Origin of the sequence: Trinickia sp. NRRL B-1857, assembly GCF_050470685.1 — a bacterium.
GTDB lineage: Bacteria > Pseudomonadota > Gammaproteobacteria > Burkholderiales > Burkholderiaceae > Trinickia.
Genome location: NZ_JBFLUK010000001.1, coordinates 3,185,418 through 3,203,088, shown reverse-complemented (window position 1 = coordinate 3,203,088; position 17,671 = coordinate 3,185,418). Strand labels below are relative to the sequence as shown.

Here is a 17,671-nt window from a genome sequence, read left to right as displayed (position 1 = left end):
TAGACTTGCCCCATCCACTCGTCGAGTGGCCCGCAACGTCGATGCCGGCAGGCAGGCGTTCGTACATGTCCAAAAAATGGGGTAACCGCGATGTTCGAGACCGCTCGACTTAGACGTTCGAATCGCTCACGCTTTCAGGCTCTACCTGCACTGACGCCGCTCGCGCTTGCCGCAGCGCTCGCGATCTCGGTGTCGGCTCACGCGGCCGGGCCGCTACCGACCGGCGGCCAGTTCGTTGCCGGCACGGGTTCGATTAACGGCAATGCGACGTCGCTCACCGTCAATCAAACGTCGACTCGCGGCATCATCGATTGGAATAGCTTTTCGATCGGCAGCGGCAATCACGTCGATATTAATAACGGCGCCGGCGCGACGTTGAATCGCGTCACAGGCAGCGACCCTTCATCGATCTTAGGTTCGCTCTCTTCCACCGGCAGCGTCTACTTGATCAATCCGCAGGGCATCGTCATCGGTCGAAGCGGCATCGTGTCCACCGGCGGCCGCTTCGTCGCATCGACCCTAGATGTGGGTAACGATGCCTTTATGAACGGCGATGCCCTCACGTTTTCGGGCGCTCCGGCTGCGTCAAACAGCACCGTCGTCAACCTCGGCAAAATTCGGTCAAGCGGCGGCGACGTGTTCCTCATCGCAAGCAAGGAAGTCGATAACGTCGGCAGTATTCGCACACCGAACGGGACTACGGAACTTGCCGCGGGACAAACGGTGCTCTTGCACGATTCGACCGACAGCCAGCAAGTATTCGTTCAAAGCGGCAGCGGCGGGACGGTCGTCAATCGCGGCACGATCAAAGCCGCTCAGATCAGCCTGCAAGCTGCCGACGGGAATGTCTATGCGTTGGCCGGCAATCATTCGGTGCTGCGTGCAACGGGCACCAAGACACGAGACGGCCACGTCTGGCTCGTGGCCGATACCGGCCGAGTCTGGATGGATGGCAAGGTCGAGGCCCATAACGCCGACGGTAGCGGCGGCATCGTCGACACGAATGCCGCTACGTTGCGGATCGCAGGCGGCCCGCGCGTGAAAGCCGGCCAATGGAACATCACCACGCCGAGCTTCACGATAGATGGCTTAGTCGCCCCCGTCTTTCAAAGCAACCTCGATCGAGGCACTTCGATCAATTTACAAACAACGGGTGCAGGCGGTGCGAGCGGCGATATCGATGTGGCGTCGAGCATTCACTGGGTCGGCGCGGCATCGCTTACGCTCGGCGCCTATCACTCGTTGACGATCGAAGCGGCCGCCTACTTGAAGAACTGCGGCACCGGCAATCTAACGCTGCGCGCCGATGCGCAAGGGACGGACAACGGCGGCAGCGTCACGAACAACGGCACGATCGATTGGACGACGAGTCGCGGTATCGTCGGTGCGTTCTACGATATGAACGGCACTTATACGCCAGGCAAGATGTTGGCGAATACCTCATGGACGTCTCCGGCATACAGCGGCCTCGTGACGCAAATCACCGGCTATAAACTCGTCAATTCGCTGTCGGATCTAGAAAACGTCGGCGCCGATCTCGCAGGCAACTACGCACTCGGCAAAGATATCGATGCGAGCGCAACGAGCGACGGCTCCTTTGTCCCAATCGGCAAAGGCTCGTCATTCACGGGGCAGTTCGACGGAGAGGGCCATACGATCAGCTCGCTGTCCATCCAAGCACTGCTCGGCACGGGTTCGGATGGGTCGCCTTTGGCGATGGGACTATTCGACACGCTCGGCACCGGCTCCGTGGTGCGTAATTTGAACGTCAACGCAAATACGTCCATATCGAGCTACGACTTCGTCAGTACCGCGTCCGGCGTGGAAGGCATCTTGGCGGCCTACAACTACGGAACCGTCGTAGGCGTCAGCACGTCCGGGAGCGTCAGCAATATCGGCGGCATAATATCGAGCAACATCTTCTTCGACAACACGCAGGCTGGCGGCCTCGTAGGTCAGAACCATGGCACGATCGAGCGCTCGTCGAGCAGCGCAACCGTTACAACAGGCGCAACGTTGGGTGGACTCGTCGGCGAAAACGACGGCCTCATTTCCCAGTCGTATGCATCGGGCCCGGTACAAGGATTCGAAATCGGCAACGGCCCCGGCCAAGACAAGGGGTACACGGAGGCGAGTCCAGGTGCGCTCGTCGGCACCAACAACGGGTTGATCACCCAGTCGTACGCCACGAGTTCAGTATCGAACCCTTGTTTGAATCAGAGTTGCAGCGCCGGGGCACTCGTCTACGCGAACAACGGGACGATCACCCAGTCGTTCGCGGCGGGGGCCGGACCCGGGCCGTCCTCCGGTTTCTTGACGGCGTATGGGATCGCGGTAACGAATAGCGGCACGATCGCGAGCGACGTCTACTGGAACAAGGACACGACGGGCACGACGAGCGGCGTAGGCTCCGGCACCGCGGTGCCGGCTTCGAACGGACTCTCCGCCAGTCAGATGAGCACGGCCTCGTCGTACGTCGGCTACGACTTCGGTAAGAACGGCGTCTGGGCAATGCCGGCGGGCGCGACTCATCCGGTGTTGCAATGGCAATTGGCACCCGCGACCGGAGGGTGATCGTAGCGTTAAGCGCGTGACGACCGTCCGGTGAACCGGCAGCGTCTCGCGATTATTAGAAATGGATGAACAGGGTTACGCAAATCTCGCGTAACCCTTTGCATTTCTAAACCACTGCTTTCGCAGTCCGACGATTCGCTTTCATCACTTCAGCTTGGCGGAAACGACTGCCGTGTTGGCGGCACCGTTGGTAGAAGAAATTCATACGACAAATAGACTAGTGCCCATTCCACTCGCCGAGTGGTTGACGGGCTCTCGCCTAAAAGCATGCGCTCGTTCTTCTAAAAAATTGGGGTAACCGCGATGCTTCAAGCAGCAAGAAAAGAGCGCTCACGCCGGGCGCAACCGGCGCTTGCGCCACTCTTCGTCACACTGTCGCTTGCCGTACCGGGATTTGCTCAAGCAGCGGGTCCGCTACCGATCGGCGGGCAATTCGTTGCCGGTTCGGGTTCGATCAACGGCAACGCGACGTCGCTTACCGTTAATCAAACATCGACTCGCGGCGTCATCGATTGGAATAGCTTTTCAATCGGCAGCGGCAATCAAGTCAATATCAATAACGGTAACGGCGCGACGTTGAACCGCGTAACGGGTGGCGCCCTCTCCTCGATTCTCGGCACGCTTTCATCCACCGGCAGCGTGTATTTGATCAATCCCCAAGGCATAGTCATCGGTCGTAGCGGTGTCGTTTCCACGGGCGGGCGTTTCGTTGCATCCACGCTCGACGTGAATAACGACGCGTTTATGAATGGCGATGCCCTCACGTTTTCTAACGCGCCGGGTACGCTGAGCGGCGCCGTCGTCAACCTCGGGAAGATCTCGTCAAGCGGCGGCGACGTATTCCTCATCGCGAGCAACGAAGTCGATAACGTCGGCACGATCAGCACGCCGAACGGCACGACGGAGCTTGCCGCCGGGGACCACGTGCTGTTGCAAGACTCGGCGGCAAGCCGGCAAGTCTTCGTGGAAAGCGGCAGCGGCGGCAAGGTCGTCAATCGCGGCGACATCGAAGCGGCGCAGATCAGTCTGCAAGCCGCCGACGGCAATATCTATGCGCTGGCCGGAAACCATTCGGTGCTCCGTGCGACCGGCACTTCCACGCGAAGCGGCCATGTCTGGCTCGTAGCCGATACCGGCCGCGTCTGGATGGATGGAACCGTCGAAGCGCACAACGCCGACGGCAGTGGCGGCATCGTCGATACCGTTGCCGATAGGCTGCGGATCGCGGGCGGCCCGACCGTGAAAGCAAGCCAATGGAATATCACTACGCCTAGCTTCACGATCGATGGCTTGGCTGCCCCTGTCTTCCAAAGCAACCTCGATCGAGGCACTTCGATCAACCTACAAACGACGGGAACAAACGGCACGAGCGGCGAACTCGATGTCGCCGCCAGTATTCACTGGGTCGGCGCCGCATCGCTCACGCTCGGCGCCTATCACTCGTTGACGATCGAAGCGGCCGCCTACTTGAAGAACTGCGGCGCCGGTAATTTGACGCTGCGCGCCGACGCGCAAGGACTCGACAACGGCGGTAGCGTCACAAACTACGGCACGATCGATTGGTCGACAAGCCGCGGCATCGTCAGTGCGTTCTATGACATGAACGGCTCCTACACACCCGGCAAGCTCGTCGCCAATAAAACGTGGACCGCCCCGACCTACAGCGGCCTCGTCACGCAAATCACCGGCTATAAGCTCGTCAACTCATTGGCCGATCTAGAAAAGGTCAATACCGATCTCGCGGGCAACTATGCCCTCGGGAAAGACATCGATGCGAGCGCCACGAGCAATGGCTCATACGTGCAGCTCGGCACCACCAGCTCGGCATTCACCGGTCAATTCGACGGTGAGGGCCACACGATCAATTCGCTGACGCTGCAAGGGACGGACGCATCGCTAGGGATGTTCGCTTTGCTGGGCAAGAGCGCGGTCGTGCGCGACCTGAACGTGAACGGCAGCGTCTCGATGCAACAAGACGATTTCAATCAGGCCGCTGGCGTCGAAGGAATCTTGGCGGCCGAGAACGATGGGACGATCGTACACGTCAACACCTCCGGTAGCGTCAACGATCAATTCGGCATGAGCAACGTCGTGACGGCCGGCGGCCTCGTGGGCATCAATCGCGGCAACATCGAATACTCGAGCAGCGCGGCGAATGTCACTTCAGGGACGGTGGGTGGCCTCGTCGGTGAGAACGATGGCGTCATCGATCGATCGTTTGCATCGGGACAAGTCAATGCGGCGGGCGGGCGCAACACCACGGGAAGCTCGGGCGGTCTCGTCAGCACCAACAACGGCACGATCAGCCAATCGTATGCAACGGGAGCCGTGACGGCCGGTTGCGACGAATTCAGTTGCGGCGCGGCGGGCGGGCTCGTCAACAGCAACAGTGGGACGATCACCCAATCGTATGAGACCGGCACGGTGACGAGCGGATGTACGGGTGGGCCTTTCGGCGGTTGCGGCAACGCCGGCGGGCTCGTGGCCTCCAATTCCGGGACGATCCGTCAGTCGTTCGAAACCGGTGCGGTGTCCGGGCCTTTTGGCGGGATCTTCACCCTCGCTTCGTCCAACGCCGGGACGATCGGCGGTGACGTATATTGGAACGCGGACGCCAACCAATTCATTCCAGGCGTCGGAAGCGGTACGCCGGTTCCGGCCTCCAACGGCCTAACGACCGCCCAGCTGAGCAACGCCGCTTCGTTCGCCGGTTACGACTTTGGACAGAACGGTGTTTGGGCTATACCGGCCAATGGGAGTCATCCCGTCCTCCAATGGCAATTGGCGCCCGGAAACGGCGGTTGAGAGGTCTCCTACGGATTTCGGTCGAATTCGATGCTGCCGAGCGGTGCATCGTGCAGAGCGGGACACCGATTCATGGGTTTAGAATGGCCCGGCGCCCCGCTCTAGGGGCGCCGTTCGCCGTTCCGACCACCGGAGTCCCCCATGTTCGATCTTTCCACGTTGACCACGTTCGTCGCTGTGGTCCTCGGCCTGTTTCTCATCCCCGGGCCTGCCGTACTGCTGGTGCTGAGCCGAACGGTGCAAGGCGGGCGCAAGACCGGCATCCTCACGGGACTCGGCGTCGCGACCGGCGATTTCGTGCACACGTTGTTCGCATCGGTCGGGTTGTCGGCATTGTTGATGACGTCGGCGCTTGCCTTCAATGTGGTCAAGATCGTAGGCGCCGTCTATCTCGTCTACCTCGGCGTACGCGCCTTGATGGAGAAGCCGAGCGACCCGTCGTTACCTAAGATTGCCTCCGTCACGCCTGCGAAGGCGTTCTTTCAGGCTATTCCCGCCGAAGTGCTTAATCCGAAGACGGCGCTGTTTTTCCTCGCGTTCATGCCGCAGTTCGTCCATCCCGAACATGGGTCCACGTTCGTGCAATTCACGACGCTCGGGCTGATCTTTGTTGGGCTCAGCTCGATTTATACGACGCTCATCGTGCTATCGATTCGGCCGCTGGGGCGAGTGGTCAAGCGCTTGTCGTGGATTAGCCGCTGGCAAAGCAAGATCATCGGCACGATTTTCATTTCGCTCGGTTTGAAGGTGGCCACTCAGCATCGGTGATGTTGGACCACGCGTCGTCAGCGATCGCCGGCTGCTTCGACGTTCGCCATGAGCCATGAGCCATGAGCCATGAGCACTGTTGAGACGAGTCAATCAGGATGACGATGATAGAAAACCCGACCATTGCCCTCATTGGACCCGGCGCTATCGGCACAACGGTGGCGGCGGCGCTCCACGAAGTCGGCCGTACGCCGACGATCTTCGGCCGCTCCGCGCACGAGCGTTTGGTCCTTCGCTTCGAAGGCGGTGAAGTCGTAGTGCCGGGACCCGTAAGAACCGATCCTTCCAAGGTTGAAAGCGCGTTTGACTTGGTTTTTGTCGCAGTGAAGGCGACACAGGTGGATACGGCGGCAACCTGGCTTCGCGCATTGTGCGACGAACGAACGGTGGTTTGCGTACTGCAAAACGGCGTCGAGCAGAAGGCTCAGTTCGCGCCGTACGTACCGGGGGGCACCGTCCTACCCTCGGTCGTTTGGTTTCCTGCGCAGCGCGAACCCGACGGCTCGGTCCAGTTACGAGGCAAACCGCGTCTTACCCTACCGGACACGCCGGAGACCGGCATGGTCGTCGCTGCTTTGAGCGGTACACGATGTTCGGTCGACGCGGCGGTAGATTTCACGTCGGTCGCTTGGCGCAAGCTCTTGCAGAACGCAGTCGCGGGTTTGATGGTTCTGACCGGTCGCCGCGCCGGTATGTACGCTCGAGCCGACATTGCCGAGCTGGCTCTGGCTTATTTGCGGGAATGTCTTGCGGTTGCACGAGCCGACGGTGCGACGCTGGGCGATGAAGTCCCCCAAGAGATTCTGGATGCGTTCCGCAGTTATCCGGCAGACCTCGGCACCTCGATCCTTGCCGACCGGCAGGCTGGCCGCCCGCTCGAATGGGACATCCGCAATGGAGTCGTGCAGCGGTTGGGTCGATCCCACGGCATTCCTACACCGATTAGCGATTTGGTCGTGCCGCTCTTAGCCGCCGCGAGCGACGGCCCGGGCTAGGACGGGATATCGCGACTTCAAACAGTCTGCGAACCCGTCCGTGCTACCCGCTTACATTTCGCCACCCGTGCCTCTGAGCCAGGTCAAGATACCGCCGCGCAACATGCGTAACGTAGTAGCACGACGCGGGGCCCGGCGCACTCGCGCCAGGGTCCGACACACGCCCTTGCTGCTTTCGCAATCCGTTGCTTTGCCATGACTTTCGCGCTCATCCTGCTGAATATCGCGGTCTTTCTCGTCGAGTCGACCGACTCGACGCCGCTCATCGATCTATTCGCGCTTTGGCCGCCGGTGCAATCGGGCGCGCCTGAAACACCGCCTTTTCACGTGTGGCAACTGCTGACGTACGGCGTGCTGCACGCGAGCGTCGCGCACATCGCCTTCAACATGTTCGGCCTGTACATGTTCGGGCGCGATGTCGAGCGCGTGCTCGGACGCATGCGCTTTCTCGTGCTGTACCTGGCAAGCCTGCTCGCGGGAGGCGCCACGCAGACCGCAGTGCTTCTAGCGTCACAGCCGTCCGGCATGCCGACCGTCGGCGCGTCGGCCGGCGTATTCGGTGTGCTCGTCGGCTACGCGGTGCTATTCCCGAAGCGGCGCGTCGTGCTGCTGTTTCCGCCGATCCCGATGCCGGCGTGGTTGTTTGCCTCGGCATATGCATTGATCGAGTTGCTGTCGGGCGTCAGCGGCGACACGAGCGGCATCGCGCATTTCGCGCATCTCGGCGGGATGCTCGGCGCGATCGTCTGTCTCTACTTCTGGGCCCACGACGCAAGACGCGTGCAATAGGCGTCCTCCAGCGCGGCGAATCCCCGGGCGGGCCGGGCACACGCGGGAAGGCAGGACGGCTGGAGCCGTATCGCCGACGGTGCGTCTACTTCTGGTAAATCCTGTCGATATCCCGTGCAAAATGCGCGGCGAGATTGTTCCGTTTGAGCTTGAGCGTGGGCGTCATGAGCGTATTTTCGATCGTCCATGGCTCGGACGTCAGCACGACCGCCCTAGGCTGCGCGTAGTAAGGGAAGTTGCGCGTCAGCTCGCGTATTCTCCGGATGGCCGTTTCGGCCGCCTTCTGCGATTTCAGGCTTTCCGGGGCAAGCGGGTCCAGGCCGTGCGACATCGCCAATTCGTTCCAATATGCGCGTCCCAGCACGACAACGCAGGCAATGAACGATCGATTGTCACCCACCACATAGGCCTGTTCAAATGCCGGATCGGCGGTGATTGCCAGTTCGAGATCCGCCGGCGCGATTTTCTCGCCCGTCGACGTCACGATGATCTCTTTCGCTCGCCCGACGATGCGGATGCGTCCGGACACCATTTCCGCTCGATCGCCGGTACGCAACCACCCATCGACAATGGCCGAGGCCGTATCCGCGTCTCGTTTCCAATAGCCGCGCATGACGTTCGGTCCGCGGACGAGCAGCTCGCCATCGTCCGATATCCTGATCTCGATGCCCTGCAACGGGCGGCCGACGGTCGACGGATCGTTGTCGTCCCGCGTATTCACCGCGACGACGGGTGACGCCTCGGTCATGCCATAGCCTTGTGCAATCGGCACCCCGAGGCCTAGAAAGCAATGGGCGACTGCGGGAGACAGCGGCGCGCCGCCACTTACCGCCAGGCGCAAGCGCCCGCCAAACTGCCGCACCAGCACGCGCGAGGCCGGACGGCCAAGCGCGGGCCATGCGAACGCGTCCCCTACGCGCTCGATGAGCCGGTCATCCGCCGACAAGCCGTGAGCGCGACAGAATCGGCGCCAGCCCACCGCCTGCGCCAGGCGAAAGAGCCGCAGTTTCAGCGTCGAAGTCGAGAGTGCCGCTTCGACGCCGGCATAAATCCGCTCGTAGATTCTCGGGACCGATATCAGTACCGTCGGCCGGACCATCTGGAAATCCTGAAGCAGCAGCTTCGTCGAGCGGGCAAATGCGACACAGGCGCCCGCCGCGACCGGCAGGTAATAGCCGGCAGTGCGCTCGAAAGTGTGCGACAACGGCAGGAACGAAAGAAACACGTCCGTTTTGTCGGCCGCGACGCGCTGCATGACCGCCTTCACGTTCGACACGACATTCTCGTGGGTCAGCATGACGCCCTTCGGCTTTCCCGTCGTTCCCGAGGTGTAGACCAGGGCGGCGAGATCGCTCGGCTTGGGCGGCCGGACGGACATCGGCCGATCGTCCCCCGCTGCCGCCGACAACCATTCGTCGTAGGTCCACACGAGCGGCCCGCTGGTCGCCGGGCGTGCCTCCCCCTTTTCCATCACCACGACATTTTTTAGTGCCGGCAGCGGCACGCCCGTCGCGACAATGTCCTGCCACTGCTTCTCGTTCTGCGCGATCAGTAGCGATGCGTCGCTGTCACTCAGGATGTAAGCAATGCTGGCGGAATTGTCCAGCGCATGCATGGGCACCGGCACGCAGCCACGCGCCAGCACGGCTTGATCGAGGAAGACCGTCTGCGGCCCATTGGGAAGAAGGAGGGCGACACGCGCGCCTTCCGGCAATCCGGCCGCGTTCAATGCCTGCGCGCACCGTGCCACATGTCGTGCCGATTGCTGCCATGTGAAGGTCATCCACTTGGCGGAAGCGCCGTCGAAGTACCGATACGCGTCACCAGACGGCGTGCGGCTGACCCTCCACGCAAAGAGTTCGGGCAGGGTCTGTATCGACGAAAGGGCTTCTGATGATATGCCGGAAAGTTCGGATGACATGGCCAATGACAGAGTCGAGTCTATTGGCATTATCGAATCGCCGATGGGATCGGCCTTCTGCCTTAAATCAAGGATCGTCGATGCCGGGTGGCGAGAGTTACGAAATTGCCGCCGCTCATCCCTAGCCGCGGCCCGGATTCGGGTGGGCAATGTTGGACGACATCGAAATAAAAAAACCCGCGAAGGCTTGTGCCATCACGGGTTTCTGAATTTCCGAGGATTCCGTCAAGCCTATCGGCCGGAAAATCCCGCCGGTCTCGCGACACCTCTTGCGCTTCGAGATATCATTTTTTGATTGCACATAGATATCATTTTTTGCTATCGTCCAAGCATGGAATCGAAGCACGCCCGCACCCTTGCCGCAGTCTTCACGAAACCGACTTTGGGCGGCATCGTGTTCTCCGAAATCGAATCGCTCGTCGTCGCCTTGGGCGGCGCAATCCACGAAGGCGCAGGGTCGCGCATCGCCTTCGAGTTGAATGGCCAGCGCCGCTATCACCACCGCCCACACCCGGGCAAAGAGGCAAAGCGGTATCAGGTGGAAGATTTGCGCGACTGGTTTATCGAAATGGGGATCAGGCCATGACCAATGCCATGAACTACAAGGGGTATTTCGCCCGCATCGATTTCGATGGGCGAGATAACATTTTCGTCGGCCACGTACTCGGCGTGGACGATAGGATTAGCTTTCACGGGGAGACGGTCACCGAGTTGGCCGAGGATTTCCATGCGGCCGTGGATCACTATCTGAGCGACTGCGAACAGGCTGGACGCAAGCCTCAAAAACCGGCGTCAGGAAAATTGATGTTGCGCATCGATCCAGACGTTCACGCACGCGTCGGAATCGCCGCCGCGGTGTCCGGCGAAAGCATCAACCAGTGGTCGGAAGAAGTGTTGGAGCGCGCCGCCCGCGAAGTGCTGGAACACGCCACTCATGCGTGACGATCGTTCAACATTGCTTTGCGAACATTGGAAACGCGAAGGGGTTACGCAAACATCACGTAACCCCTTGTCTTGTTTGGTGCGGCTGCAGGACTCGATTAGTCATCCAATCCCTTGCAGCTACGGGGCTTCACTTCGTACCGGGCCAAAATTGTACCAACAAAAGTACCAACAAAAATCTCTGCCACTCCGGTTCGATGCCTACAGGCTCTTCTAGCTTCGCCGGAAAGGTCGACGCATTGTACCGCGCGGCCCCGCCGGAAGAAGAAAGGTGCGCGCCGCCGCTTCTTGCCCGTTAGGCCGCGTTATTAAGGGCCTCGTATCTCGCGTGTGCAGCGCCTTGACTTCGTTTACGCAGCGTTCTGGCACCGTCACGCTTTAGAGCGGCGCCCCCGAGCGCGGCATGCGAAACCCGCCAATGTTGACAGGGTGGCCTCGGGAAAACCCGCTGTGCTACATTCCTCCGACTAAAAAAGAGAGGGCATGCATTATGGGTTTTGCATTTATCCGCGAGGGCGACACGACCTCCCACGGCGGGCGCGTGCTTGCCTGTTCGCCGGAGAACAAGTCAGACGGCGTCCCCCTCGCACTCTTGGGTGACAAGGTGTCGTGTCCCAAGTGTGGTGGGATCTATCCGATCGTCGGGGTCAAAAATCTCGGCGTAACGTTCGACGGTCGGCCCGTCGTCTCCGAAGGCGATACGACCGCATGTGGCGCAATGCTTATCGCGTCGCAGAACAACACGACCGCCGAGCCGACGTCCGGTCCCGGAGGTGCTGTCGGCGGTGGGAAAAGCGTTGTGTCTGAGACCAACCGGCAAACGCCATACCGGGGAAGATTCCAGGTGCTCGACGACGTCACGCGCCAGCCGGTCGCCGGCCACCCGTATACCGTGCGCGCCGCCGACGGACGCGTGATTCAAGGGAATACGGACGCCAATGGGTTTACAGATTGGCTCGACAACCATGACGCCTCGTCCTTGACGTTCGAGCATCCGGGGAGCACGTCCGCATGAGCGACTACGGTCCGGGATCCTCGACAGGCGGGGTCTCGCCCGAGGGGCAAACGAATCAAGTCGGGGTCAACGGTCGCCTTTCGGCAAAGGACCGCGCCGTCCTTTGCACCGTTCTTTGCAAGTGCAAAAACATCGGTGTAGCGACGCGCAACGGTCGAATCCAGCGCCAAAAATGCGTCCAGCAGCGCCTCGATTTTGCGAACGGACTGTCGCGCGTCGAAACGGGTGCGCCGACGGTCTACAAACCGGAGCAGACGTACAACATGAAAGCGGTCCCGCCGGAGCCGGTGACGGACCCGGACGATCCGTTGCGCCCGAATCTGGACATTCGCCAATGGATCGAGGACTTTTGGCCCGGCGGGCGCAAGACGTATAAAGCCGGGAACGGTAACTTGCGACGGCCGGACGTCGTGATCGTGAACGATCCCGAACAACCGCCCGTTCAAAGCAACATCAAGCAGGTTGTAGAGTTCAAGTTTCCGCCGGACGACTATGGTCGGAATCAAGAGCGGGACTACATCCGCATTGCAGGCGGCCGTTCGAAGTTCGTTTCGCTAGGCCCCGCAGAGTGCGGATGCGGTGATGACAAGCAAGACGGCGAGACGTCCACGCAGAGTCAGCCCAAGACTTCATCGTCGTCCGACATGGATGAACTGCTTGGTGGGGGTGGGAAGAGCGGGAGCGTCTTTCCGAACATCCCGGGTGGTGGCGGACTGCCTCCAACGCCTGGCCGACTCCCTCCGCTGATCCCGTGATGTGGCATGTGATGGAACACCCAAATGACTGAATCCGAAATCAAGGCGTGGATCGCAGACGAGCGCCGCGCCGACACGCTGCCGTTCGGGGTGTACGAGCCCGCATACCAGAAAGCGATCACCGGTGCCGCGCTGGTGGTGCGCGGTGTCGTGTATTTCCGTGACGGCCACTCGCCCGCCGTGCGTGCCGCGATCGTCAAGTGCTTTGAGCAGTACCGCGCGACGATCGAGGAGTACACCCAAGCGCTGGCCCGCGCTCTCGGAGAAACGCCGTCGAAGGACGGTCCGCTGCGCTGGTTCTACACGGAGGGCGAGCAGCCCATGCCGCTCGACAAAGCGCCCGGTCTTGCGAACCTGGCGAAGACCGTTCCCGCCGACGAAGCGCTGGTCGTGCAGGTCACGAGTGCTGAGCACAAGCTCGCGACGGGGTTCTACGAGTTCGCCGTTTTTACGATCGCCGATTGGCAAGCGAAACTCGGACGCGGAATGGACGTGATCGACTTCACGGTCCCGCGCGCCTTCCTCGAACAGCGTCCCGGCGTGTTTCAGGCGCTGTTCGCCGCGTTCTGCGAAGCCCTGCCCACGGTCTCCGGTCACGCGGGATTTGCTGTCAACGTGCCGCCTATGGGACGGGAGCCTAACGAAGCGAGCGAGTATTTTTACGCGCGCCGCTACGGTCCGGGGATCGACGTCGGCGACCCGATGGGAGTGAGCACCATCGACTTGGTCGGAAAGATTAAAACGGTCGATTGGCTCGTCGCGCTGGACGGGGACCTCGTGCGCACAGCCGGGGGAGCAGCGTCGCTCACACTGCCGCCAGACTGGTATGTGCGCCAGCCGTTGAGAGATGGTGGCTTGATCATTCAAGCCGGCGCCGCGCCGCAATCGGGTGTGTCTGCTGGTCCGGGAAAGCCTCCTCTTCCCCCGCCGGCGTATGTGCTGCTCGACGCCGCGCTGCGCCCGATCATCGCCGAAGCGATGGACATCCTGCAAAGCGGCACGCTCGACAGCACGGCGCCGATGCTCAACACGACCATCGCGACCGAAGCCTGGCTGAAGCGTTTCGACGTGCCGCCCGACCAGATGACCGAACAATGGCGTGAGCTGCACAAAGCACCGACGGTCGGCAGCGGCAAAGCGGCTGTCGCCGCCAACCTCTTGCGGCTTCGGAAGGCCATGGGACTGCCCGAACCCGCGCCGTCGAATGGGTTCGGATACGACGGTGGCTCGCCGGGCTAACGAACGTTTTGAGCAACACAGAAACGGGGCCGCGAGGCCCCGTTGTCATGTGCGCGGCCCTCCGAGCCCGCGATCTGAGCACCGACTGGTCAGGTGGCGCAGATCCTCACCGCGACCACCCAGCCATTGCGAAGCGATCGAGCTCGCCGCGCTTGGTTGGGTGCTTGGAAAGCAGATCGATCAGATCGCGCCCTTCGATCAACGTCACATTCAGCAGCGACGCTTGCTGTCGGGCCGATTGATTAAACCGGCGATTGGTGGCCGCAAAAAGCTGGAACTCAACTCCCGGATAGCGCGCGGCATAGGCCGCCGAACCGGCCGCGACATCCTTGACAGCCTCCCAGCCCATCTCCTTGCCCTCGACACCAGAGCTCTTGCATTGGATGAGCGCGCCGCGGTCACCGTTGATTGCAACGATGTCCACACCACCATCCCCCGTCTTGGGCGTCTTGATCGTCCGCGCGTAACCTTGCTTGCTCCACAGCAGCGCGCAGAAGGACTCGAATGCATCCGGTCCCAAGCGTCCGACATCTGCAGGATCGAAGGGATCTTCACCAAATGGCGACCCACCGCCCGGTGCTTCGATGTCAGCGAAGTCAGATGGGGTTACATCGCCGGCGCCATTGAGCATGTCATAGGACAACGTGCGCTTGCGCTCAAGCAGCAGGTCCAGCTTCTCGTCGAAAGTCACGAAGTCGCCGCCAACCACAACCGGGTAGTAGACGTACACATCCTTTTGCTGCCCAATTCGATACGCGCGGTCGGTGGCCTGGTCTTCCTTGGCCGGGTTCCATGTGCGGGTATAGTGAATGACATGGTTCGCGGCCTGGATGTTGACGCCGAAGCCGACTGCGAGGGGAGAAAGAATGATCACGCCGAAACCAGGATTTTGCTGGTAAGCCGTTATGCGGGCTTGGCGACTGCTGGCGGCCCCGGATTCGGTGGAGGTATCACCGTTGATCACGTCAGGCACGAATCCAAACACCTCGGATATGGCGCGTTGGATAACGCGCTGTAAGTCCCGGAACTCGCAGAACACGATGACCTTGTCGCCAGATCCTGACGCCTCGATTTCCCTGAGCTGCAGCAGCATCCAGTCCATCTTAGGCGACACCTTCTTGATGGTCTCGACGGATTCATCGCTGGTGGCAATATGACCCGGAGGCCGCGGATCGGAGCAAAGGCGACGCAGGTATTGCAGAAGGCCCAAAGGTGATTGCAGTCCACTACCCTGCCCTTGCCCGCGTGACTTGAACTGAGCCACCGCATCCGCGTAAAGCGCCCGCTGGCGAGTGGAAAGCGGCAGCTTGCGACACCCCTGATGCACGACCTTCTTCGGCAAGTCCTTCGCGACCTCGGCTTTGGTGCGACGCAGCTTCTGAGGCTCGATAAGGCCCCGCAGTTCTTCAATGCGCGCATTCTCGTCGTTGGTCGCTGCCTCAATGGGCCTGCGGTATTTGCTGCCGAATTCCTTCAACGACCCGAGCAAACCGGGCTGTACAAAGTCGAATAGGCACCACAGGTCTGCCAAAGTGTTCTCGACGGGCGTGCCAGTGCACGCGATCTTCAGCCTGGCGTTTTGCTTCTTCGCCGCCCGAGTCACCATCGCATTGGGGTTCTTGATCTTTTGGGCCTCGTCGCAAACCATGACCGACCACTTCTGCGCAGCCAAGGAGAATTCCAGGTCGCGCAATGTTTCGTATGTCGTCAGCACCACCTTTGCCGAACCCAGCCAGTCCGACGCGAGAAGCTTCGGCGAACCCGACTCAATCAACCCGTCATCAAGCGCGGACTTCGGTACGCGCTTAACCGCGAGGTTCGAGCCATACAGCGTGAGGACGTCCATCGCCCCGTCGACGAAGAATTTCTCGATTTCGGCCTTCCAGTTATCCAGCAGCGAAACGGGCGCGACGACCAAGAATGGATCGATTCGGGGCTCGAGCTCAATCAGCGAGGCCATGAACGCCAACAGCTGGATGGTCTTGCCCAAGCCCATGTCGTCCGCCAGGAGCGCGCCACGGCATGCCGACGGCGAATGGCGCCATATTTTTTGCAGCCAAGCTATACCATCTCGTTGATGGTCTTTGAGTTCAATATTCCCGCGTAGGCTCAATGGCATCGTGGGTGGCGCGTTGTCCGCTGACAGTTCTCCGCGCAGTTCCTCGTAATCAAGTCCCGCTACGTTGGGCTTGACGACCAGGCCCTTACGCTGGACCGCCTTGCGACCCGACTTGTCCTTGCCGGGATCGTAGTTGCCGCCTTTGACTTCTTCCTTGACCTTACCAAGGGTTTCGAGGGCCTCCTTGGCCCAACGCGTCGGTACCGGCTTCGGACACCCAGGGAAAGAAAAACTCTCCCGCTTCTCGTGCTCAGCCTCCTCGACTTCCTTGCGAAACTTGTTCAGATTGCGTCCATCGAGCGGTATCGCCACCGTCTCGCCCTTGGAGTCGGTGAACCACAGGCCAAGGTCGATGTTCTCCGGCACCCAACCACCGTCGCCCTTCTTGGCAATAAAGGGAGAGTAATAGGGCTTCTCGACCCCGAAACCCTCAATGCGCTCGGAATAAAGTGAGAGGTCAAAGATGTCGGACGCTTTAATCTTGCGCGGAAGGGCAAGCTTGGCCAACACCGAGCGCAGCTTTTCGATCTGATTGGGCGAATCACCAAGGATTTCTAGGTCGAATCCCTTCCAATGACAGCACTGCGCACCAGTGGCGAAGCGCCCTTCCATCTTCGCGATGAAGGATTCGAGTTCGGAGGCGGACTCGAACTTGGACTCCTCCGCCACCAGTTTGCCTTCGAAGACCTGCTCGATGAGTAAGCCCACGTCGCACGGATAGCCAGATTGGTCCTCGATGACGCACGCGGAGAACCTTGCGAAAACGATTCCAGCATCCTCACGCGCTCGCTCGAACTGGTCCGGGTCGATCGTGACTGCGGCCGACGGACCAAGCGTCGCAAACGGGTTACGCAGGAATGCCTCCGCACGGGCGCCAGCCACCCGGCGCCCAGGCATGCGCCGAATCTCCGACAGGACCGCGCGCGCGTCCTCCGACATCAGGACGTGCACCAGACCCGAGCCGTCCGGTATCTCGTAGCGCTCCGGGACTACTTCGAATCGATCGAAGACTTCCAGCCATCGGCTCGGAGCACCGTCGAAGCCGGGCATGATCTCCACCATGTCTTGTGCGCCCTCACCGCCCTTACGCATTTGGATGTCGATCCGTTCGGGAGTGAGCACGATTGTCTTGGCGAGGAAATCGGCAAGATCGGCCTTCGCGTCGATGGCATGCCGTCTGATTCTGGCCCAATCGAGTTTATTGTCTTCGGGACTGTATCCCTCGGCAGAACGAGCGCGCCGCTCTGCAATGGCCTGGACTACGCGCCACGCAGACTCGGAGAGCAGCGATTGCTTGCCATCGGCGGAGAGGATCGCCCCCTGGATCTCCACGTTGCCGCCCGGCTGCGCGCCAGAAGGGTCGCGCCAGCCCGAAATGCCGATGGCGAAGTTCGTATCCGAGAGCCCACCGCGGCTGGACAACATCGGGCGCCAGCCCCGCCTTGTGGGCAGCTTCAACAGATGAAGCGAAGCGGAGTAACCTTCCGCTGCTTCAAGGCGATAATAGGACTCCCAGTCCATCGACGCGCCGGACGGCCGCACCTCGATGTAGCCCTCCTCCTCTAACTGCCGAAGCAATAACACTAGTTCGGAGTCGGCGCCGAACGCACTGGGTTCATCAAGCCACGCCTCACCAGCAGGATCCGGAACAAATGCTACGCCATGGCGCCCCCAAGACACATCGACCTTCGAAGGGGGACGGACTTCGGCCTGCTCGCCAACTCCCTTCGAACCGAACAATCGGATCAT

General features: G+C 60.9%; 12 protein-coding genes. 10 read left to right on the top strand and 2 right to left on the bottom strand.

Features of this window, described 5'->3' with window-relative positions; all coding sequences use genetic code 11:
- Window positions 1–90: 90 nt before the first annotated feature.
- The 5 genes from AB1286_RS14300 to AB1286_RS14280 all read left to right on the top strand — a co-directional run bounded on the left by AB1286_RS14300 (window position 91) and on the right by AB1286_RS14280 (window position 7,931).
- On the top strand, window positions 91–2,574 hold the full coding sequence (locus AB1286_RS14300) for a filamentous hemagglutinin N-terminal domain-containing protein (protein ID WP_430363886.1): 2,484 nt from the start codon (window positions 91–93) through the stop codon (window positions 2,572–2,574).
- Between the two features lie 303 nt (window positions 2,575–2,877).
- Window positions 2,878–5,379, top strand: a complete 2,502-nt coding sequence (locus tag AB1286_RS14295) for a filamentous hemagglutinin N-terminal domain-containing protein (RefSeq protein ID WP_430363885.1) — start codon at window positions 2,878–2,880, stop codon at window positions 5,377–5,379.
- A gap of 141 nt (window positions 5,380–5,520) precedes the next feature.
- Window positions 5,521–6,147, top strand: coding sequence for a LysE family translocator (locus AB1286_RS14290; protein ID WP_430363884.1), 627 nt, complete (start codon window positions 5,521–5,523; stop codon window positions 6,145–6,147).
- A 98-nt stretch (window positions 6,148–6,245) separates the two neighbouring features.
- The gene (locus AB1286_RS14285; RefSeq protein WP_430363883.1) at window positions 6,246–7,142 is read left to right on the top strand and encodes an oxidoreductase; all 897 of its coding nucleotides are present in this window, start codon (window positions 6,246–6,248) and stop codon (window positions 7,140–7,142) included.
- 195 nt (window positions 7,143–7,337) lie between these two features.
- Complete coding sequence (locus tag AB1286_RS14280; RefSeq protein ID WP_430363882.1) at window positions 7,338–7,931, top strand: rhomboid family intramembrane serine protease; 594 nt, start codon at window positions 7,338–7,340, stop codon at window positions 7,929–7,931.
- Between the two features lie 85 nt (window positions 7,932–8,016).
- Here the strand turns inward: AB1286_RS14280 and AB1286_RS14275 are convergent, their stop codons facing one another.
- Window positions 8,017–9,852, bottom strand: a complete 1,836-nt coding sequence (locus AB1286_RS14275; protein ID WP_430365065.1) for an AMP-dependent synthetase/ligase — start codon at window positions 9,850–9,852, stop codon at window positions 8,017–8,019.
- A gap of 382 nt (window positions 9,853–10,234) precedes the next feature.
- On the opposite strand from AB1286_RS14275, the gene AB1286_RS14270 reads away from it, so the two are divergent.
- The 5 genes from AB1286_RS14270 to AB1286_RS14250 all read left to right on the top strand — a co-directional run bounded on the left by AB1286_RS14270 (window position 10,235) and on the right by AB1286_RS14250 (window position 13,803).
- A complete protein-coding gene (locus AB1286_RS14270) occupies window positions 10,235–10,438 on the top strand; it encodes a type II toxin-antitoxin system HicA family toxin (RefSeq protein ID WP_430363881.1) in 204 nt (67 codons plus the stop codon).
- A complete protein-coding gene (locus AB1286_RS14265; protein WP_430363880.1) occupies window positions 10,435–10,794 on the top strand; it encodes a type II toxin-antitoxin system HicB family antitoxin in 360 nt (119 codons plus the stop codon). The genes AB1286_RS14270 and AB1286_RS14265 overlap by 4 nt, the downstream gene beginning before the upstream one ends.
- 490 nt (window positions 10,795–11,284) lie before the next feature.
- The gene (locus AB1286_RS14260) at window positions 11,285–11,809 is read left to right on the top strand and encodes a PAAR domain-containing protein (RefSeq protein WP_430363879.1); all 525 of its coding nucleotides are present in this window, start codon (window positions 11,285–11,287) and stop codon (window positions 11,807–11,809) included.
- Window positions 11,806–12,564, top strand: coding sequence for a VRR-NUC domain-containing protein (locus AB1286_RS14255; RefSeq protein WP_430363878.1), 759 nt, complete (start codon window positions 11,806–11,808; stop codon window positions 12,562–12,564). Before AB1286_RS14260 ends, AB1286_RS14255 begins: the two co-directional genes overlap by 4 nt.
- A gap of 24 nt (window positions 12,565–12,588) precedes the next feature.
- Window positions 12,589–13,803 (top strand): DUF3396 domain-containing protein, encoded by a 1,215-nt coding sequence (locus tag AB1286_RS14250; RefSeq protein ID WP_430363877.1) that lies wholly within the window; start codon window positions 12,589–12,591, stop codon window positions 13,801–13,803.
- Between the two features lie 106 nt (window positions 13,804–13,909).
- On the opposite strand, the gene AB1286_RS14245 is transcribed toward AB1286_RS14250, so the two are convergent.
- A complete protein-coding gene (locus tag AB1286_RS14245) occupies window positions 13,910–17,671 on the bottom strand; it encodes an SNF2-related protein (protein ID WP_430363876.1) in 3,762 nt (1,253 codons plus the stop codon).